The following is an 18,239-nucleotide window of genomic DNA, read 5'->3' as shown; positions in this document are numbered from 1 at the left end:
CGGTCACAGCTCGCCCGCGCCGCGGACGGCGAGCGACACCGCGAGCAGGATCATCACCACGGCGATGACGGCGTCCAGCACCCGCCAGGCCGCCGGCCGGGCGAACACGGGCCGCAGCAGCCGCGCGCCGAACCCGAGGGCGGTGAACCAGACGATGCTGCCGACCCCCGCGCCTACGGCGAACTCCCAGCGGTGCTCGCCGTAGGTGGAGGCCGTGGAGCCGAGCAGCACCACCGTGTCCAGGTACACGTGCGGGTTGAGCCAGGTCAGCGCCAGGCAGGTGGCGACGGTGGCGGCGATCCCGACGCGGGCACCAGCCGACTCCGACAGCAGAGCGGCCGGGCGGATCGCCCGCCGGGCGGCCAGAAGGCCGTAGCCGAGCAGGAAGGCCGCCCCGGCGAAGCACACCGCGGGAATCAGCCACGGCCGGCTCGACAGCACGCTCCCGGCGCCGAGCACGCCGGCGACGATGAGCGCGACGTCGGACAGCGCGCACACGGCGACGACGACGAGCACGTGCTCGAGGCGGAGACCCTGGCGCAGGACGAAGGCGTTCTGCGCGCCGATGGCGACGATCAGCCCCAGCCCCAGCACGAGCCCGGAGGCGGCGGCGACGAGCGCCGGGGCGGTGAGCACGCCGTCGACGCTAGGAACCCCGCCCCGAGCCGTCCAGCTCATGATTCTTCCGCGTCGTTAGCATCGCTGTCGATGGATCTCGACCTGAACCAGTTGCGGGCGCTGGACGTGACCGTCCGCGAGGGCACGCTCGAGGCCGCGGCCCGGGCGCTGCACGTGACGCCGTCGGCGATCAGCCAGCGGCTGCGCGCGCTGGAGGTGGCGACCGGCCGGGTCCTGCTGGTGCGGACCAAGCCGGTGCAGGTGACCGACTCCGGGCAGGTCGTGCTGCGGCTGGCGCGGCAGGTCGGGTTGCTCGCCGCCGACGTCGCCCGGGAGCTCGGCGAGGACGCGGCCGAGGACGGCGGCGGCGGGGCGGCGCCCGCGCCCGTGCTGCCGATCGCGGTCAACGCCGACTCCATGGCGACCTGGCTGCTGCCCGCGCTGGCGCCGCTGGCCGGCGAGGTCTGCTTCGACCTGCACCGCGAGGACCAGGAGCACACCAGCGCCCTGCTCCGGGCCGGCACCGTCATGGCGGCGGTGACCGCCGAGGCGCGGCCGCTACCCGGCTGCACCTCCACCCGCCTGGGGGCCATGCGCTACCGGCCGATGGCCGCTCCCGGCTTCGCCCACCGCTGGTTCCCGGGCGGGCCCACTCCCGAGACGCTGGCTCACGCCCCGGTCGTGGTGTTCGACCGCCGGGACGACCTCCAGCACCGCTACCTGTCCGCGGTCGCCGGTCCGGGCGTCGTCCCGCCGGCCCACTACGTGCCCGCCTCGGCGGACTTCGTCGCCGCGATCGGCCTCGGGCTCGGCTGGGGCATGGTGCCCGACCTCCAGGCGCGGACGGCGCCCGCGGACCTGGTCGTGCTCGACCCGGACGCCGGCGTGGACGTCGTCCTCCACTGGCAGCAGTGGAAGCTCCGCTCCCCCGCGCTCGACCGCGTCCGCGAGGCCGTGCTCGCCGCGGCGGCCCGCGAGCTGGACCGGTCGACCGGGGAGGTGGACCCCTCAGCCCGGGACCAGGTCCCGGCGGCGGAAGCCCGTCACCCCCGCGGCGAGCAGCAGGCCGGCGAGCGCGGTGAGGCCGGCGAGCGCGCCGGCTGACCACTCCTCGACCGGCGCCAGCGGCGTCCACGCCAGGGGCGACGCGTCGTCGACCCAGCCCGGCCAGTCGAGGGACGCGGCGAACATCGTCACGACCGCGACATAGGCGACCGCGCCCCAGGCCAGCGCGGAGGCAGACCGGGGCAGCAGCCCGAACAGCGCCACCGCCGCGCCGGCCAGCACCCACACCGCGGGCAGGTACGCCGTCGACGCGCTCAGCAACCGGGAGAACTCGCCGCCGTCCCCGGTGTCGACCGCGCGCACGGCGCCGATGGCCGCGCCGGCGACCAGGAGGACCAGCGAGGCCCCGGCCAGGGCGACGACGCCGTGCCCGGCCAGCCACGCCGCGCGGCTGGTCGCGGTCGCCAGGACCGGTTCGGCCCGGCCCACCGACTCCTCGGCGCGGGCGCGGAGGACCGCCGACACCGCGTACGCCCCGGCCAGGAGAGCGTTGATCGACAGCGTCGTCGCCAGGTAGGCGTCGACCAGGCTGCCCGAGTCCGGCAGGAACGCCCGCGCCTCGGGATTGTCGGCGAACAGCGTCTCCACCGACCCCGCCAGCCCGCCGTAGACCAGGCCGAGCAGCCCGAGCGCCACCGCCCAGCCCAGCAGCGCCCCGCGGTGCAGCCGGACCGCGAGTCCCAGCGAGGAGGCCAGCGAGGGCGGCGCCGAGGCCCGGCCGGGGCGGGCGGCCAGCAGCCCGGAGCCGAGGTCGCGACGGTCGAGCAGCGCGCCGGCGGCGGCGAGCAGGCCGACGGTGACGAGCAGGCACAGCAGGATGGGACTCCACCGGTCGTCGGACCACGGATGGGTCGCCTGCGCCCAGCCGATGGGCGAGGTCCACGACACCCAGCTGCCCTCCACGTCGCCCACCGCCCGCAGCACGAAGGCGATCCCCAGCGCTCCCCCGACCATGCCGTAGACGGCGCGCGCCGAGGCCGTGACCTGGGCGACGACGGCGGTGATGCCCGTGAACACCAGAGCTCCGGCGCCCACGGAGGCGCCCAGCAGGAACGACCCACCGGCCGGCAGCCCCGTGCCCACTCCCGCAGCGGCGACGGCCGGCACCATCGCGGCGCAGGCGAGCGCCGAGACGGCGACGGCCGCCAGCAGCGGCGCATGCCGGCCGACCCGGGTGGCCCGCAGCAGCTCGGTGCGTCCGGCCTCCTCGTCGCCGCGCGTGTGCCGGCCCGTGGTGAACATCGCCATCAGCGCCGCCACGAGGATCACGAACGAGGAGATCTCGAAGGCGACCGCCCCCGCGACCGTGTCCAGCCCGACCGGCGGACCGGCCAGGGCGATCGAGGCGGCGTTGCTGCCCACGGAGGCCTCGTAGGCGGCCAGGTCCTGGGGTGAGTCGTAGAGGGCCTGGCTGGACACCGACTGTGTGGCGACCAGCGCAGCTCCCCCGGCGATCCAGAGCGGCAGCCGCCACCGGTCGCGCCGCAGGGCGGCGCGGATCAGCGTGCCGGTACCGGCGACCGACGGTCCGCCGCTCACGACCGGGCCGCCGGGGCCGGCACGCCTCCGGCACCCGCCGCCGGCCCGGCGCCCTCCGCCTCCGCGTCCCCGTAGTGCCGGAGGAACAGCTCCTCGAGCGTCGGCGGGGTGCTGGTCAGCGACCGGACGCCCGCCCCGGCGAGGCACCCGACCACCGCGTCGAGGGCGTCGGTGTCGACGTCGAAGCGCATCCGCCCGGCGTCGCTGCGCAGGCCGTGGACGCCGGGGAGCTCCGCGAGCCCGGGCACCGGCCGGGCGGTCTCGACCGTCATCGCCGTCCGGGTGAGGTGCCGCAGCTCGGTCAGGCTGCCGCTCTGCACGGTGCGGCCCCTCCGGATGATGCTGACCCGGTCGCAGAGGTTCTCGGCCTCGGCGAGGATGTGGCTGGACAGCAGCACCGTGCGCCCTTGGGCCCGGAGCGCGCGGACCTCCTCCTGGAAGGCGGCCTCCTTCAGCGGGTCGAGCCCGGACGTCGGCTCGTCGAGCACGAAGAGCTCCGCGTCGGACGCGAGCGCGGCCACGAGGGCCACCTTCTGCCGGTTGCCCTTCGAGTAGGTCCGCGCCTTCTTGCGGGGGTCCAGCTCGAACCGCTCGAGCAACTCGGCGCGGCGGGCGGGGTCCAGCCCGCCCTGCAGCCGGCCGAGCAGGTCGATCGCCTCGCCACCGGACATGCCGGGCCAGAGCGTGACGTCGCCCGGGACGTAGGCCAGCCGCCGGTGCAGGCCGACCGCGTCCCGCCACGGATCCCCGTCGAAGAGCCGCACGGAGCCCGCATCGGCCCGTAGGAGCCCGAGCAGCACGCGGATCGTCGTGGACTTGCCCGAACCGTTGGGACCGAGGAAGCCGTGCACCTCACCGGCTGCGACGTCGAGGTCGAGGCCGTCCAGGGCGCGGGCCGTGCCGAAGCTCTTGACCAGTCCGGAGATCGAGATGACGGACGTCATGGCGCTGCAACCTACGGCCTGCGGGTGGCCGGGAAGGTGCACGAGCGCTCTGGACGAGACCCGCAGCGCCGACGTCCTCCTCGTCGGTCTCCCCTCCTGGCGAGGGCGGGCTCCGGCGAGGGCGGGCTCCGACCAGGGCGGGCTCCGGCCAGGGCCGGCTCCGGCCAGGGCCGGCTCCGGCTAGTGCGGCGGGCTCCGGCCAGGGCGGGCTCCGGCTAGTACGGCGGGACGTCGAGGTCCGTGCCGAAGCGCGGCGGATGACTGACCAGGGTGTCGCCCGAGGGAGCGGTGACCGCGAGGCCGCCATCACCGGTGTCGGCGAGCCGCCAGCCGGGGGCCTGGTGCTTGAGCCGGTGGTGGTGCTCGCACAAGCAGCAGAGGTTGTCGTGGGCGGTTCGCCCGTCGGGCCACTCGCGGCGGTGGTCGAGGTCGCAGACGCGGGCCCGGGCGCGGCAGCCGGGGAAGCGACAGCGCCGGTCGCGGAGCTTCACGAATCGCTCGAGTTCGGCGCCGGGATGGTGGTCGTCGACCCCGGGCGGCGGGTCGAGTCCCTGTCCGCGGCGGATGCCGGTGGCGTCGGTCAGCGCGACGAGGCTGCCGCGCAGCATGTCGACGACCGCGATGTTCGGACGGTGCGCGAGGCCGGTGCCGGCGACGTCCCGCACGGACATGAGGGCTCCGAGGTCGAGCAGCGCGCGGTCATCGCCGTCGGTCCACCCGCCGTCGAGCAGCGCCTCGCGAGCACCGGTGAGGGCAGCGCCGACGGCGGCCTCGTGCCGTGCCGCGGCCTGCGCCATCCACTCGGCCAGCGTCCGGTCGCGCGCCGGGGTCACGGGCGGCGACCGGTCGGGCTGCGCGGGTCCGGAGTTCGCCCGCGCCCCGGTCCGGGACCCGGGCGTGCCGGGGGCGCCGGGGGCGCCGGGGGCGCCGGGGGCGCCGAGGGCGCCGAGGGCGCCGGGGGTCCCGGGGGGTTCGGCTGTCCCGACCTCGTCGGCCGGCGGCAGATCTCTCAGGTCCGGTGCGGGGCGCGGCATCAGGCCGAAGGTGTACGCCAGCTCGCGGACCGCTTCCGCCGGGACCAGGTGCCCCTCGATGTGCCCGGGCTCGCTGCCGCCGAGCATGGTCTCCAGGGTCGCCACGAGGGTGAGCGCGACCGTGACCGGCGGCAGGCCGTTCTCCCCTGCGCGCAGGAGCAGGTCGGCGACGACGTCGGCCATCCGCTGCTGCTTGGTCCGCTCGTCGCCGTCGACCCGCAGCTGCTCGGCGTGGGCCTCCAGCGTGCGGTGGATCGCCGCGGCCACGGGGAGCGGCAGGTCGAGCGCCACCGTGGCCGTGCCGTCGCGGCGGTCGTGGAACCGCACCCCGCGCCCGCGCACCGCCGTGACCAGCTTGCGCGCTGCCGCATCGGCGTCCTCGCGGAGCACGATCCGCCGCGCGCAGTCCCCCAGCTGCGGCGGCGTCTTGTCCTTCAGCAGCCCCAGGACCCTCGCCTCGATCCGGGCGCGGAGCTCGTCGTCCTCCACCGGGCCGACGATCGCGATGATGTGCCGGGCGTGCGCCCAGCTGATCCGCCCCACTTCCAGAGCCGCGAGCGTGGCGGCCAGCCGCTCGACCAGCACGATCGCCTCGGCCAGCCGACTTCCGGCCGCGCTGGAGGTGACCCGCAGGGCCAGCGCCACCTCGTCCACCGCCCACTCGCTCACCTCGGTCAGCGCCGACGGCCGCGCCGCACGTGTGGCCGCCGACATCGCCCCCCGCTCCCCGGGCTGCCGATCGAACGAGCCCTGCGGCCGGCACCGCGCGAACGCCGCCAGCGCCCGCATCTCGCGCGCCACGGCCATCGCCTCGACCCGGGCGGCATGTCGGGCCTGCCCCAGATGATCTACGCCGGCGTCGAGCAGCCGCCGTAGCTCGGCTCCCGGTGCGCGGAGCTCGTCGGTATCGATCACGTGTTCGATCCTGGCGTCCGGCCCCCCGCCCACGCCGAGAAAATCGGAAGCTGTGGACAGCCTCAGTGCCTGTGGACGGATCCGGGCCCGACGTCGCACCCGCGGTCCAGCATCCACGTCATGGACGACCCTCAGCACCCAGCCCGACAGCGGCGCGGGACACCGCGCGCCATCAGGGACCGAGCCCCCCACGGCGCGCGGCTGCACTCAGAACGGATAGCGCGGCAGATCCCCCCGCAGCGTCACCCACTGCGTTTCGGTGAACGCCTCGATGTTGGCCTGCGCCCCGCCGTGCCGGGAGCCGGTGCCCGAGGCGCCGACCCCGCCGAAGGGGGCCACCGCCTCGTCGTTCACGGTCTGGTCGTTGATGTGCACCAGGCCGGAGGGGATCCGCTCGGCCAGCTGCAGTCCGGCGTAGACGTCGCGCGTCAGGATGCCCAGCGACAACCCGTACTCGGTGCCCGACGCCAGCCCGACCACCTCGTCCAGCGAGGCGAACGGGGTCACCGGCGCGACCGGGCCGAAGATCTCCTCGGCGTAGGCCGGGTGGTCGATCGCGACGTCGGCGAGCACGGTCGGCCGGTAGAACAGCCCGTCGTACTCGCCGCCGGTACGCACCGTGGCCCCCCGTGCCACCGACGCCGTGACCAGGCCGTGCACCCGGTCGCGCTGCCCGGCGTCGATCAGCGGCCCCAGGGCCACCTGCTCGCGGAACGGGTCGCCGACCGGCAGCTTCTCCACCTTCTCGGTGAGCACCTGCGTGTACTCCTCGGCGATCGACTCGTGCACGAGGTGCCGCGACGTCGCCATGCAGATCTGACCCTGGTGGGAGAAGGTGCCCCAGGCGCCGACCGGGGCCGCCGCGGTCACGTCGACGTCGGGCAGCACGATCAGCGCGGAGTTGCCGCCGAGTTCCAGGTGCGCCCGCTTCAGGTGCTGACCGGCCAGCGCGCCGACGGCCCGGCCCGCGCGGGTCGAGCCGGTGAAGGCGATCACCCGCACCTGCGGGGCGACGACCAGCGCCTCGCCGACGTCGGCACCGCCGGGCAGCACCTGGAACACCCCGGCCGGCAGGCCGGCCTCCTCGAACACCCGGGCGAACACGGCGCCGCCGCAGATCGCGGTGCGCGGATCGGGCTTGAGGACGACGGCGTTGCCCAGCGCCAGCGCGGGCGCGATCGCCCGGATGGCGAGGATCGTCGGCACGTTGAACGGGGCGATCACGCCGACCACCCCGGCCGGCACGCGCCGGGCGAACGACAGCCGCGGCGAGCCGGTGCGCAGCAGCTCGCCGTAGGGGTGCGAGGGCAGCGCGGAGGCCTCGAAGCACTCCTGGGCGCTGGTGTGCACCTGGAAGTCGCCGAACGGCGCGATCGCGCCGGACTCCCGGGCCAGCCAGCCCTTGATCTCCTCGGCGTTCGCCTCCAGCACCTCACCCGCGCGGCGCAGCACCCGGGCGCGCTGCTCGAACGGCGCCGCCGCCCACGCCTTCTGCGCCTCGGCGGCGCGCTCCGCGGCCGCGATCACGTCCTCGGGGGTCGCCTTCCCGACCGGGGCGATGACGTTCCCGGTCGCGGGCTCCACCGCGTCGTAGGTGCCGCCGGACCCGTCGGTCCACGCGCCCGTCCAGACCTTGCCGTGCCAGACGCCGTCGTCGAGCAGTGCCACTGTGTCTCCTCAGTCCTCGGAAGTGCCGGCGCGGAGTTCGGCCAGGATCGGGCCGGCCACCGCGAAGGCGTGGTTGGCGGCGGGCACCCCCGCGTACACCGCGGCGTGCTGGAGCACCTCGGCGATGTCGTCGTCGGTGAGCCCGTTGGCCACGGCGGCGCGCACGTGCAGTGCGAACTCGTCCCAGTGCCGCAGCGCGACGGTGGTCGACAGGGTGGCGATGCTGCGCTCGCGGCGGGTCAGGCCGGGCCGCTGCCAGACATCGCCCCAGGCCACCCGGGTGATGAAGTCCTGGAAGCCCGCCGTGAACGGGGTGGTGTTCGCGACCGCGCGGTCGACGTGCGCGTTCCCCAGCACCTCCCGCCGGGTGCGCATGCCCGCCTCCCGGCGCGCGGCATCGGTGTCGGGCAGGTCCTCGCTCATCGCCCCGCCCCGTCGACGTGGGCCAGCAGCGCGCCCGTCACCTCGGACACCCGCTCCAGGTTGGCCAGGTGCGCGCCCGGGCTCACCGACAGGAACTCGGCGCCCGGGATGCCGGAGGCGATCAGCCGCTGGTGCTCCGGGGGCAGCGCGAGGTCGTCGGCACCCGAGATCACCAGGGTCGGCGCCGCGATGCGGGAGAGGTCCTCGCGCAGGTCCAGGCCGGCCACGACCTCGCAGCACGCGGCGTACCCCTCGTCGTCGGCCCCGGCGATCATCGCCTCCAGGCGGGCGACCAGGTCGGGGTGCTCGGCGGCGTACGCCGGGGTGAGCCAGCGGCCGACGACGGTGGCCGCGACCGGCGCGGTGCCGCCGGTCCGGACCGCGGCCGCGCGGTCGCGGAAACCCTGCGGGTCCGCCTTCGCCGAGCTGCACAGGACGGCGAGCCGGTGCACCCGGTCGGGCTCCCGCGCGGCCAGCCGCAGCGCGGTCATCCCGCCCAGCGACAGCCCGGCGACGTGCGCCCGCCGCGCGCCCACGCGGTCGAGCAGCGCGACGACGTCGTCCACCAGGTCGTCGAGGGTGTACGGCCCGGCAGGCGCGGGCGACTCCCCGTGACCGCGGGTGTCGTAGGTGACCACCCGGAACCGCTCGGCCAGGGCGGGCACCTGCGGATCCCACATGCCGCGCGTGGCCCCCAAGGAGTTGGAGAGGACGACGACCGGCGCGTCGACCGGCCCGTCCTCGGAGAAGGCGACCTCGACCGCGCTCATGCGTCTCCCTCCGTCAGCCGGCGGTGGTCCGCCAGCGCCGCGTCCACCTGCGCGCCCGCCTCCCCGACGTCGAGCCCGGCGGCCGCGGGGATCGCCTCGGCGGCGGCCGCCGCGGTGGCGGCCATCCGCGGGACGTCGACCCGGAGCGAGGCCAGGCTCTCCGCCAGCCAGGACGCCGCCGACCCGACGGTGACCAGCAGCCCGGTCAGCGTCGGCCACTCCGCGTGCCAGGCGCCGGCGGCCCGCTCGTGCTCCTGCTCCATGGCGGCGAACAGGGTGCCGACCAGGCCGGGCGCCCGCCGGGCGCAGGCGCGCGCGGAGATCGCCGCCACGGGGTTGTTCTTGTGCGGCATCGCCGAGGACCCGCCGCGGGTGTCGCTGACCTCGGCGACCTCCGCGACCTCGGCCTGCGCGAGCAGGACGACGTCGACGGCGACCGTCGCGACCACTCCCGCCGCCGCACCGAGGGCGCCGGCCAGGTCGGCGACGGGCAGCCGCACGGTGTGCCAGGGCAGCGCCGTCGACTCGAGCCCGAGCTCCGCGGCGAGCGCGTCCCGGACGGCGACGGCCGACCCCGCGAGCGTGCCGACCGCCCCGCCGTACTGCACCGGCAGCGACGCGACCACTTCCGCCAGCCGGGTGCGGGCGCCGTCCAGGCCCGCCGTCCAGCCCGCGGCCTTCAGCCCGAACGTGGTCGGAAGGGCCTGCTGCATCAGCGTCCGGCCGATGAGGACGTCGTCCCGGTGCGCCGCCGCGAGCCCGGCCGCGCTCTCCGCGGCCGCCGCCAGATCGGCGTCGAGCACGGCGATCGCGTTGCGGGCGAGCAGCACGAGCGCGGTGTCCAGCACGTCCTGGCTGGTGGCGGCGACGTGCACGGCGCGGGCCGCATCGGGCCCGACGGCCTCGCGCAGCGCCCGGACCAGCGGCGGCACGGGGTTGCCGGCATCGGCGGCCCGGGCCACCACCGTGGCCAGGTCCAGCCGGCCCGGATCGGCGCAGGCGGCGGTCACCGCGTCGGCCGCGGTGGCGGGGACGAGACCGGCGCGGGCGGCGGCGCGGGCCAGCGCCGCCTCCACCGCGAGCAGCGCCCGGAACCAGGCGTCGTCGGAGACGGTGGCGGCGGTGCCGCCGCGGGCGAAGGTGCCGGCGAAGAGGCTCATACCGCGAAGAACACCGTCTCGCGCTCCCCCTGCAACCGGACGTCGAAGCGGTAGCCGTCGTCGGCGGGCGTGGCCAGCAGCGTCTCCCGGGCCGCGTCGTCGGGCAGCGACCGCAGGACGACGTCGGCGGCGTTGGCCTCGGCCTCGTCGGCGAAGTAGATGCGCGTGACCACCCGGTCGAGCAGGCCGCGGGCGAAGACCGAGACGTCCACGTGCGGCGCCTGCAGGCCGCCCTCGCCGTCCGGCACCCGGCCCGGCCTGAGCGTGAAGACGGCGAACTCGCCCGACAGCGTCTGCGCCCGCGCGTGGCCGCGGAACCCGGGACGGCCGGCCGCCCCGCGCGGATCCTCGGGCGACGGGAACCGCCCGTCGGGGTCGGCCTGCCACGTCTCCACCATCGCGTCGGGAACGACGTCGCCCGCCCCGTCGAACACCCGCCCGCGGATCCAGAAGCCGCCCGCGATCCCCTCGGCGGCGGCCCACTCGCCGTCGGGCCAGGTCAGGCCGATCGCCAGGTAGGGGCCGACGGTTGCGCTCGGGGTGGTGCCGCGGCGCAGGGGCTCGGTCAGGAAGCCGCTGCCCCGCCTCCCCGACCGGGGCTGGAAGGGCCCGGGCGGGTCGGCCGGCACGTCGAGCGGATTCAGGGCCGTCACGCCGCGCCTCCCGCGCGATTCCGCCCCGCGGTCCCCCGCACCTCGGAGTCGGCGGTGGTCTCGAACGGCGTCTGCTCGGCCCCGCGCAGCACGATGTCCCACTCGAACGCGAGCGCCCAGTCGGCCTGCGTCCGCTCCAGCGAGAACCGGCTGATCACCCGGTGCCGCGCCGCGGGGGGGATCGCACCGAAGATCGGGTCCTGGCCGAACAAGGGGTCGTCCGGGAAGTACATCTGGGTGACCAGGCGCTGGACGAACGCGCGGCCGAACAGCGAGAAGTGGATGTGCGCCGGCCGCCACGCGTTGGCGTGGTTGCCCCAGGGGTAGGCGCCCGGCCGGATCGTCAGGAACTCGTAGCGGCCGAGGTCGTCGGTGACCACGCGGCCCATCCCGTCGAAGTGCGGGTCCAGCGGCGCGGGCCACGTGTCGACGACGTGCCGGTAGCGGCCGGCGGCGTTGGCCTGCCACACCTCGATCAGCGCGCCGGGGACCGGGCGGCCGTCGCTGTCGAGCACGCGGCCGTGCACGAGGATCCGCTGGCCCACGGCCTCGCCGCCGAGGCGCTGCGTGAGGTCGGCGTCGGCGGGGGTGACGCGGTCGGCGCCCAGGACCGGGCCGGTGACCTCGGTGAGCCGGTGCGGCAGGTCGACCGGCGTGCGCAGCGGGGCCCGCAGGGCGGTGCTCCGGTAGCCGGGGTACGCGAGCGGGGTGCGCATCGAGGGGTCCTCGCGCAGGTAGCGCGGCAGGACCGGGTCGTCGGAGGTGCTCCGCGTCATGCCGCGACCGTAGGCCGCGGCACTACGCTGCCCAAGCTCGCACTCCCACTGGACGGAAGGGGCGCCCGTGGCCGGACGCGCCGCGCTGCCGGGACGGTCGGTGACGTCCCGCGCCCTGGCCGTGCTCGACGCGTTCACCGCCGACGCGCCCCGCCTCACGCTCACCCAGATCGCCGAGCGGTCGGGCACGCCGCTGTCGACCGCGCACCGGCTGGTCGCCGAGCTCGCCGACTGGGGCGGCCTGGCCCGCCGGCCCGACGGCCGCTACGAGATCGGCCACCGGCTGTGGGACCTCGGCCTGCTCGCGCCGGTGCAGGCCGAGCTGCGGACGGTCGCCGCGCCGTTCCTGCTCGACGTGCACACCGCCACCCGCGACACCGTGCACCTGGCGGTCCGCGAGGGCCCGACCGCGCTCTACGTCGAGCGGATCTCCGGCCGCGAGTCGGTGCCGGTGGTCAGCACCGTCGGCAGCCGGCTGCCGCTGCACGCGACCGGCGTCGGCAAGGTGCTGCTGGCCGCGGCGCCGGACGACGTCGTCGACTCGGTGCTGCGATCGCTGACCCGCCAGACCCGGCACACGGTCGTCGACCCCCGGCGGCTGCGCCGGGAGCTGGCCGAGGTGCGCCGCCGTGGCTACGCCCGGACGACCGAGGAGATGTCGCTGGGCACCCACTCGGTCGCCGTGCCGGTGCAGGTGGAGGGGACGCCGGTGGTGGCCGCGGCGCTCGGCGTCGTCGTCCCGAGCTCGCGCCGCGACGTGACCCGGCTCGCGCCGGTGCTCGAGGTGGCCGCCCGCGGCATCGGCCGGCAGCTGGCCCGGGTGCGCGACTTCCACTGAGCGGGAGGCCGGGGATGACCGCGCCACCCCGCCGCGACCACACTCGGCGGCGTGCGCACTCAGGTGGGGATCATCGGCGCCGGCCCGGCCGGCCTCCTGCTGTCGCGGCTGCTGACGCGCCACGGCATCGACTCGGTGGTGCTGGAGAACCGCTCCCGCGACTACGTCGAGGCGCGCATCCGCGCCGGCATCCTCGAGCAGCACACCGTCGACACCCTCACCGCCGCGGGCGTCGGCGACCGGCTGCACCGCGAGGGCCTGGAGCACTCGGGCATCCACCTGCAGTACCCCGGCACCCGGCACACGCTGGACTTCCCGGCGCTGTGCGGCCGCAGCGTGTGGGTCTACGGCCAGACCGAGGTCACCAAGGACCTCGTCGCCGCCCAGCTCGACGGCGGCCCGCCGCTGCTGTTCGAGGTCTCCGACGTGACGCCCGAGGACGTCGACGGCGACGCGCCGCGGATCCGGTTCACCGACGCCGACGGCATCCCGCAGGTGCTCGAGTGCGACGTGATCGCCGGCACCGACGGCTTCCACGGCCCCTCCCGGGCGGTCGTCGCCGCCGGCGCCGGCGGGGCGCGGGTGTGGGAGCGCACCTACCCCTACGCCTGGCTGGGGATCCTCGCCGACGCCGCCCCCGCCACCGACGAGCTCATCTACGCCTGGCACCCCGACGGGTTCGCCCTCTACTCGATGCGGTCCCCGAAGGTCTCCCGGCTGTACCTGCAGGTCGACCCGGACGAGAAGATCGAGGACTGGTCCGACGACCGGATCTGGGACGGGCTGGCCACCCGCCTCGCCCTCGACGGCTGGGCGCCGAACACCGGCCCGATCACCGACAGGTCGATCCTGCCGATGCGCTCGTTCGTCAGCGCCCCGATGCGCCGCGGCCGGCTCTTCCTCGCCGGCGACGCCGCGCACATCGTGCCGCCGACCGGCGCCAAGGGCCTCAACCTCGCCGTCGCCGACGTCACCCTGCTGGCCACGGCCCTGGTCCGGCTGCTCCGGGAGGGGCGCACCGACCTGGCGGACGCCTACTCCGACACCGCGCTGCGCCGGGTCTGGCGGTGCACGCACTTCTCCTGGTGGATGACGTCGATGCTGCACGCCTCCGGCGACGACTTCGACGCCCAGCTCCAGCTGTCCCAGCTGCGCCGCGTCTGCTCCTCCGAGGCCGCGGCCCGCGAGCTGGCCGAGAACTACACCGGCCTGCCGATCGAGGCGTGAGCCGCACCCCGCCGGGCGGCCGCCGGACGGCGGAGGACACTGCGCCGGTGACGAGCACGGGGGCCGCACCGGGGACGCCGACGACGCCGGGAGCGCCGACGACACTGGGGACGCCACCCCGGGGCCTGGTGCAGGTGCTGGTCTCCACGGTCGCCGTCGTGGCGGTGATCAGCAGCCTCGGCGCCCCACTGGTGCCCCTGATCGCCGAGACGCACGACGTCCCCGTCACCACCGCGCAGTGGGCGCTGACCGTCACCTTCCTCGTCGGCGCCGTCGCGACGCCCGTCCTGGGCCGCCTCGGCGACGGCCCGCACCGGCGGGCGGTCATGCTCGGCGCGCTGGCCGTCGTCGTCGTGGGGAGCACGCTTGCCGCGCTGCCGCTCGGGTTCGGCTGGCTGCTCGCCGGCCGCGCCCTGCAGGGGCTGGGGCTGGGGCTGGCCCCGCTCGCCATGGCCACGGCCCGGGACGCGCTCTCGGGCAGCCGCCAGCGCGGCGCGATCGCCGCCCTGTCGATCACCGTCGTCGCCGGGGTGGGGCTCGGCTATCCGGTCGCGGGCCTGGTGGCCGACCTGGGCGGCCTGCACGCGGCCTTCTGGTTCGGCGCGGCGGTCGCGGCCCTGGCCCTCGCCGCCGGCGCGCTCGTGCTGCCCCCGGCCCGGTCCGCCCCGGCCCGCGCGATCGACGTCCCGGGGGCCGTCCTGCTGGGCACCGCGCTGAGCGCCGGTCTCCTGGTGCTCAGCGAGGGCGGCGCGTGGGGGTGGACGTCGCCGCGCGTGCTGGCGCTGGCCGCCGTCGCCGTCCTGGCCGCCGCGAGCTGGGCCGCCTGGGCGCTGCGGACCCCCACGCCGCTGGTCGACCTCCGGCTGGCCCGCGGCCGGTGGGCGGCGACCGCGCACCTGGCGTCGCTGCTCGTCGGCCTGGCCAACTACCTGCTGCTCTCCTCGGTCACCGTGTTCGCCCAGACGCCGACCGGCTCCGGCTACGGCTTCGGCGCCTCGGTGGTGACCGCCGGGCTCGTGCTCGTGCCGTTCTCCCTCGCCAGCGTGGCCGCGAGCCGCTCCGCCCGGGCCCTGTCCGACCGGTTCGGGCCGCGGGTCGCGGTGCCCGCCGGCGCGGTCGTGCTCGCCGCGGGCCTGGGGCTGTACGCGCTCACCCCCTCGAGCATCTGGCTCCTGGGCGCCGTCATGGCCGTCGCCGGCGTCGGCACGGGAGCGGTGTTCGCGCTCCTGCCGACCCTGGTCGTGGCGGCCGTCCCGCCCGGGGAGACCGGCAGCGCGATGAGCCTCAACCAGGTGCTGCGCTACGTCGGGTTCGCCACGGGGAGCGCGGCCACCGCGGCCGTGCTGGCCGCCACCACCGCCGACGGAGCGGCGTACCCCTCGGCCGGCGGCTACTCGGCGCTGGCACTCGCCGGCTCGGGCGTCGCCGTGCTCACCGCCCTCGTCACCCGGCTGCTGCCGCCGCGCCGGGCCGCGACGGTGTCACCGGCCGGGTGACCCTCCCGCCGCCAGCAGCCCCAGGACCGTCTCGGCGGTGCCCGGCGCCAGCGGCAGGTGCGGGAGCACCGCCGGGACCTCCTCGGGCTCGATCCCCTCGCCCAGCAGGAGGGCCAGCAGCCGGTCCGCGTCGGCCGGCGCCACCGGCCCGGCCGGGCCCGCCTCGGCCAGCGCGGCCCGGGCCAGGAACACCGCCCCCGACGCGGCCGTGTCCTCGGCGGGCAGCGCCTCCCGGCGCGGGGCCCGGGGCGCCGGTGCCGCCGCCTCGCGGGTGAGCGCCTCCGCCCGGCGGACCAGCGCCAGAGGCAGGCCCTCCGCCTCCACCTGCAGCAGCGGGACGCCGCCCAGCGCGGCCAGCGCCAGGTGCTCGGCCTCGATCCGCAGCGGCACCTCCCACTCCCCCGCCGCGACGAGGGCGGGCAGGTCGGACCCGTCCTCGCCGAGGTCGTCGAGCAGCTCGCTCCACAGCGCGGGCCGGGTGGCGCGGGCCCGCTCGGCGGCGAGCACGCACGTCGCCAGCACGAAGGGCTCGATCACCTCGTGGTCGAACCGGTCGGCGTAGACCACGCCGTCCGGTCCCACCGCGTTCAGCGCGTCGGCGAAGCTGCCCGGCAGGGCGTCGCCGAGGTCGAGCCGGCCGTCCTCCTCGCCGCTGAGCATCTGGCCGGTGGCCGCCCGGTCGCCCATCGTGCCGCCGGTCTCCACCAGCCGGCCGCGGCGGCGCAGGTGGTGCGGACGGTCCGACAGCCCGACCGTCCACGCGCACGCCTCGGCGACGAGCTCAGCGGTCCGCTCGCGCAGCACGGCGCGGCACAGCAGATCCATCCAGTCGACGTCGAACACGATCCCCTCCTGCCCTGCGTGGGGGCGCCGCACTCCCGCCGGCTCTAGCCTGACCGGCGAGGACGACGGCCGCGCGACGGGGAGCGCGGCGGGAGGAGGTGCGCGGTGGAGGTCGAGGAGACCCGCCTGCCCGGCATCGGGCTGCGGCACGACCTGGTGACCGCGTCGGGACGCCGGATCGCCGTCGTCTCGCAGTCCACCGGGGCCCGGCACCTCGTGCTCTACGACGAGGTCGACCCCGACGCCGCGGCCGCCACCGTGGAGCTGACCCCCGAGGAGGCCGACGCGGTCGCCGAGCTGCTGGGCGCCCCGCGGATCACCGAGCGGCTGTCGCGGCTGCGCGAGCAGGTGTCGGGCCTGGCCACCGAGGGGGTGCCGATCCTCCCGGGGTCCCCCTACGTCGGGGCGACCCTCGGCGACACCGCGCTGCGCACCCGCACCGGGGCGTCCGTGGTCGCCGTCCTGCGCGCCGGCGAGGCCGTCGCCTCGCCGCGGCCGGGCTTCCGCTTCCAGGCCGACGACCGGCTGATCGTCGTCGGCACGGCCGACGGGGTCGCGCGGGTCCGCAGCCTCCTGCAGGCGCCCTGACCGTCCACCCGTTCCGCACCGACGAACGACGCACCCCGGGGAGGCCCAGAGCGTGAGCGACGCGGCGCGGCTGCTCGTCGAGCTCGGCGCCGTCGTCCTCGCGCTGGGGGTGATGGGCCGGTTCGCGGCCCGGATCGGGCTCTCGCCGATCCCGCTCTACCTGCTGGCGGGGCTCGCCTTCGGCAGCGGGGGTCTGGCCCCGCTGGACGCCCCCGAGGAGTTCATCGAGGCCGGCGCGGACGTCGGCGTGGTGCTGCTGCTGCTCGTGCTGGGGCTGGAGTACACCGCCGACGAGCTGGTCACCAACCTCCGCCGGCAGGCGCCCGTCGGCGTCCTGGACCTGCTCCTCAACGGCCTGCCCGGCGCCGCCTTCGCGCTCCTCGCCGGCTGGGGCCCCACCGCCGCGCTGGCCCTGGCCGGCGTGACCGCGATCAGCTCCTCGGGGATCGTCTCCAAGGTCCTCACCGACCTCGGCCGGCTCGGCAACCGCGAGACGCCGGCGGTGCTCGGCGTCCTGGTGCTCGAGGACCTGGCCATGGCCGCCTACCTGCCCATCCTGACCGCGCTCGTCGCCGCCTCGGGCGGGGCGACGGCGGTGGCCTCGATCGCCGTCTCGCTCGGGGTCCTCGTGCTGGTCCTGGTGGTCGCGCTGCAGCACGGGCACGTCGTCAGCCGCGCGATCGGCACGGGGTCGGACGAGGTGCTGCTGCTCAGCGTGGTCGGCCTCGCGCTGCTGGTGGCCGGGGGCGCGGAGGCGGTGCACGTGTCGGCCGCCGTCGGGGCGTTCCTGCTGGGGATCGCGCTCTCGGGCGAACTGGTCGCCCGCCTGCGTCCCCTGCTCGGGCCGCTGCGCGACCTGTTCGCCGCCGTGTTCTTCGTGTTCGCCGGGCTGTCGATCGAGCCCGGCGACCTGCCCGCGGTGCTGCTGCCCGCGCTCGGCCTGGCGGCGGCCGGCATCCTCACCAAGATCGCCACCGGCTGGGTCGCCGGGCGACGGGCGGGGGTGGGCCCCGCCGGCCGGCTGCGCGCGGGAGCGGTGCTGGTGCCGCGCGGCGAGTTCTCGATCATCATCGCGGGCCTCGTCGGGAGCGCGGTCGCGCCGGAGTTCGGTGCGCTCGTGGCGGCCTACGTCCTCGTCCTCGCCGTGCTCGGACCGCTCGCCCCGCGGATCACCGATCCCCTGGCCCGCCGCCTCGCCGTCCGCGCGGCGGAGCGGGCGGCGCAGCAGCGGCGGGCCGGGACGTGACGGCGGCTCAGCCGAACAGGTCGGAGAGGAAGGACTCCTTGCGCTTCTTCTGCGGGTAGGGCTGCCCGTGCCGGCTGCCCGAGTGCGACCGGCCCTGCACCGAGCCGAGCACCTCGCTCACGACCGCGCCCAGACCGCCCCCGCCGCCGGACGACGACCGCTGCTCCTGCCGGTGCTCGTCGGCCTCGCGGTCGTGGTCGGAGCGGTAGCGCCCCTCCGCCGGCGGTGCCGACGGCGCGCGGGCGGCGCCGCCGTGCCAGGCGTTCTCCGCGTCGATCAGCCGCTCGAGCTCACCCCGGTCGAGGAAGATGCCGCGGCAGTCGCCGCACTGGTCGACGTGGACGCCGTTGCGCTCGTAGGTCCGCATGGACCCGTGGCACTTGGGGCAGGTCAGCTGCATGCCCGCGGGAACGGGCACCGCGGCCTCCGTGTTCCC

Annotated in this window: 18 protein-coding genes; 6 read left to right on the top strand and 12 right to left on the bottom strand. The window is 76.6% G+C overall.

Translation table 11 applies throughout. The features are described 5' to 3' along the window. Nucleotides 1–3 precede the first annotated feature (3 nt). Nucleotides 4–636 carry a LysE/ArgO family amino acid transporter gene (locus tag BMY88_RS01800; RefSeq protein WP_244524403.1) on the bottom strand — a complete coding sequence of 211 codons (633 nt, stop codon included), beginning with the start codon at nucleotides 634–636 and terminating at the stop codon, nucleotides 4–6. 72 nt (nucleotides 637–708) lie between these two features. On the opposite strand from BMY88_RS01800, the gene BMY88_RS01795 reads away from it, so the two are divergent. Beyond that, on the top strand, nucleotides 709–1,722 hold the full coding sequence (locus BMY88_RS01795) for a LysR family transcriptional regulator ArgP (protein ID WP_091939494.1): 1,014 nt from the start codon (nucleotides 709–711) through the stop codon (nucleotides 1,720–1,722). On the opposite strand, the gene BMY88_RS01790 is transcribed toward BMY88_RS01795, so the two are convergent. The 9 genes from BMY88_RS01790 to pcaH all read right to left on the bottom strand — a co-directional run bounded on the left by BMY88_RS01790 (nucleotide 1,627) and on the right by pcaH (nucleotide 11,565). Beyond that, nucleotides 1,627–3,222 (bottom strand): ABC transporter permease, encoded by a 1,596-nt coding sequence (locus BMY88_RS01790; protein ID WP_091939492.1) that lies wholly within the window; start codon nucleotides 3,220–3,222, stop codon nucleotides 1,627–1,629. The two genes, BMY88_RS01795 and BMY88_RS01790, sit on opposite strands and share 96 nt — an antisense overlap. Then, nucleotides 3,219–4,166 carry an ABC transporter ATP-binding protein gene (locus BMY88_RS01785; protein WP_091939490.1) on the bottom strand — a complete coding sequence of 316 codons (948 nt, stop codon included), beginning with the start codon at nucleotides 4,164–4,166 and terminating at the stop codon, nucleotides 3,219–3,221. Before BMY88_RS01785 ends, BMY88_RS01790 begins: the two co-directional genes overlap by 4 nt. Before the next feature lie 215 nt (nucleotides 4,167–4,381). Further along, nucleotides 4,382–6,115, bottom strand: a complete 1,734-nt coding sequence (locus BMY88_RS01780) for an HNH endonuclease signature motif containing protein (RefSeq protein ID WP_139220377.1) — start codon at nucleotides 6,113–6,115, stop codon at nucleotides 4,382–4,384. 207 nt (nucleotides 6,116–6,322) lie between these two features. After that, a complete protein-coding gene (locus BMY88_RS01775) occupies nucleotides 6,323–7,783 on the bottom strand; it encodes a benzaldehyde dehydrogenase (RefSeq protein WP_091939486.1) in 1,461 nt (486 codons plus the stop codon). A gap of 9 nt (nucleotides 7,784–7,792) precedes the next feature. After that, entirely contained in the window at nucleotides 7,793–8,206 is a 414-nt protein-coding gene (pcaC, locus tag BMY88_RS01770; RefSeq protein ID WP_091939484.1) for a 4-carboxymuconolactone decarboxylase, read from the bottom strand. Next, nucleotides 8,203–8,976, bottom strand: coding sequence for a 3-oxoadipate enol-lactonase (gene pcaD / locus BMY88_RS01765; RefSeq protein WP_091939482.1), 774 nt, complete (start codon nucleotides 8,974–8,976; stop codon nucleotides 8,203–8,205). The genes pcaC and pcaD overlap by 4 nt, the downstream gene beginning before the upstream one ends. Further along, nucleotides 8,973–10,136: a lyase family protein gene (locus BMY88_RS01760; protein WP_091939480.1), complete on the bottom strand. Its 1,164-nt coding sequence runs from the start codon at nucleotides 10,134–10,136 to the stop codon at nucleotides 8,973–8,975. The genes pcaD and BMY88_RS01760 overlap by 4 nt, the downstream gene beginning before the upstream one ends. Then, nucleotides 10,133–10,789 carry a protocatechuate 3,4-dioxygenase subunit alpha gene (pcaG, locus tag BMY88_RS01755; RefSeq protein ID WP_211435416.1) on the bottom strand — a complete coding sequence of 219 codons (657 nt, stop codon included), beginning with the start codon at nucleotides 10,787–10,789 and terminating at the stop codon, nucleotides 10,133–10,135. Before pcaG ends, BMY88_RS01760 begins: the two co-directional genes overlap by 4 nt. Next, nucleotides 10,786–11,565 carry a protocatechuate 3,4-dioxygenase subunit beta gene (gene pcaH / locus BMY88_RS01750; RefSeq protein WP_091939479.1) on the bottom strand — a complete coding sequence of 260 codons (780 nt, stop codon included), beginning with the start codon at nucleotides 11,563–11,565 and terminating at the stop codon, nucleotides 10,786–10,788. Before pcaH ends, pcaG begins: the two co-directional genes overlap by 4 nt. 67 nt (nucleotides 11,566–11,632) lie before the next feature. Between pcaH and BMY88_RS01745 the strand changes: the two genes are divergently transcribed. The 3 genes from BMY88_RS01745 to BMY88_RS01735 are packed head-to-tail and all read left to right on the top strand — an operon-like array spanning nucleotide 11,633 to nucleotide 15,126. Beyond that, nucleotides 11,633–12,403 (top strand): IclR family transcriptional regulator, encoded by a 771-nt coding sequence (locus BMY88_RS01745; protein ID WP_091939477.1) that lies wholly within the window; start codon nucleotides 11,633–11,635, stop codon nucleotides 12,401–12,403. Between the two features lie 51 nt (nucleotides 12,404–12,454). Next, nucleotides 12,455–13,630 (top strand): 4-hydroxybenzoate 3-monooxygenase, encoded by a 1,176-nt coding sequence (locus BMY88_RS01740; protein ID WP_091939475.1) that lies wholly within the window; start codon nucleotides 12,455–12,457, stop codon nucleotides 13,628–13,630. A 47-nt stretch (nucleotides 13,631–13,677) separates the two neighbouring features. Next, nucleotides 13,678–15,126 (top strand): MFS transporter, encoded by a 1,449-nt coding sequence (locus BMY88_RS01735; RefSeq protein ID WP_244524402.1) that lies wholly within the window; start codon nucleotides 13,678–13,680, stop codon nucleotides 15,124–15,126. Here BMY88_RS01735 and BMY88_RS01730 read toward each other — a convergent pair. Continuing rightward, nucleotides 15,112–15,969 (bottom strand): hypothetical protein, encoded by an 858-nt coding sequence (locus tag BMY88_RS01730; protein ID WP_091939472.1) that lies wholly within the window; start codon nucleotides 15,967–15,969, stop codon nucleotides 15,112–15,114. The genes BMY88_RS01735 and BMY88_RS01730 overlap by 15 nt on opposite strands. 105 nt (nucleotides 15,970–16,074) lie before the next feature. Here BMY88_RS01730 and BMY88_RS01725 point away from each other — a divergent pair, with 105 nt between their 5' ends. Beyond that, a complete protein-coding gene (locus BMY88_RS01725) occupies nucleotides 16,075–16,557 on the top strand; it encodes a cation:proton antiporter regulatory subunit (protein WP_091939470.1) in 483 nt (160 codons plus the stop codon). Between the two features lie 52 nt (nucleotides 16,558–16,609). Then, nucleotides 16,610–17,803, top strand: a complete 1,194-nt coding sequence (locus BMY88_RS01720) for a cation:proton antiporter (protein WP_091939468.1) — start codon at nucleotides 16,610–16,612, stop codon at nucleotides 17,801–17,803. A gap of 7 nt (nucleotides 17,804–17,810) precedes the next feature. Here the strand turns inward: BMY88_RS01720 and BMY88_RS01715 are convergent, their stop codons facing one another. Next, nucleotides 17,811–18,221: a TFIIB-type zinc ribbon-containing protein gene (locus BMY88_RS01715; RefSeq protein ID WP_244524401.1), complete on the bottom strand. Its 411-nt coding sequence runs from the start codon at nucleotides 18,219–18,221 to the stop codon at nucleotides 17,811–17,813. Nucleotides 18,222–18,239 lie beyond the last annotated feature (18 nt).

Source organism: Trujillonella endophytica (assembly GCF_900110555.1).
Classification (GTDB): Bacteria; Actinomycetota; Actinomycetes; order Mycobacteriales; family Geodermatophilaceae; genus Trujillonella; species Trujillonella endophytica.
Note: the sequence above shows the minus strand (reverse complement) of the source record. Positions and strands in the feature narration are given on the sequence as shown.

What these genes read in the sequence shown, in the direction of transcription:
- BMY88_RS01795 (WP_091939494.1), top strand. Translation starts at nt 709, where the DNA reads ATGGATCTCGACCTGAACCAGTTGCGGGCGCTGGACGTGACCGTCCGC.
- BMY88_RS01785 (WP_091939490.1), bottom strand. Translation starts at nt 4,166, where the DNA reads ATGACGTCCGTCATCTCGATCTCCGGACTGGTCAAGAGCTTCGGCACG.
- pcaC (WP_091939484.1), bottom strand. Translation starts at nt 8,206, where the DNA reads ATGAGCGAGGACCTGCCCGACACCGATGCCGCGCGCCGGGAGGCGGGC.
- pcaD (WP_091939482.1), bottom strand. Translation starts at nt 8,976, where the DNA reads ATGAGCGCGGTCGAGGTCGCCTTCTCCGAGGACGGGCCGGTCGACGCG.
- BMY88_RS01760 (WP_091939480.1), bottom strand. Translation starts at nt 10,136, where the DNA reads ATGAGCCTCTTCGCCGGCACCTTCGCCCGCGGCGGCACCGCCGCCACC.
- pcaH (WP_091939479.1), bottom strand. Translation starts at nt 11,565, where the DNA reads ATGACGCGGAGCACCTCCGACGACCCGGTCCTGCCGCGCTACCTGCGC.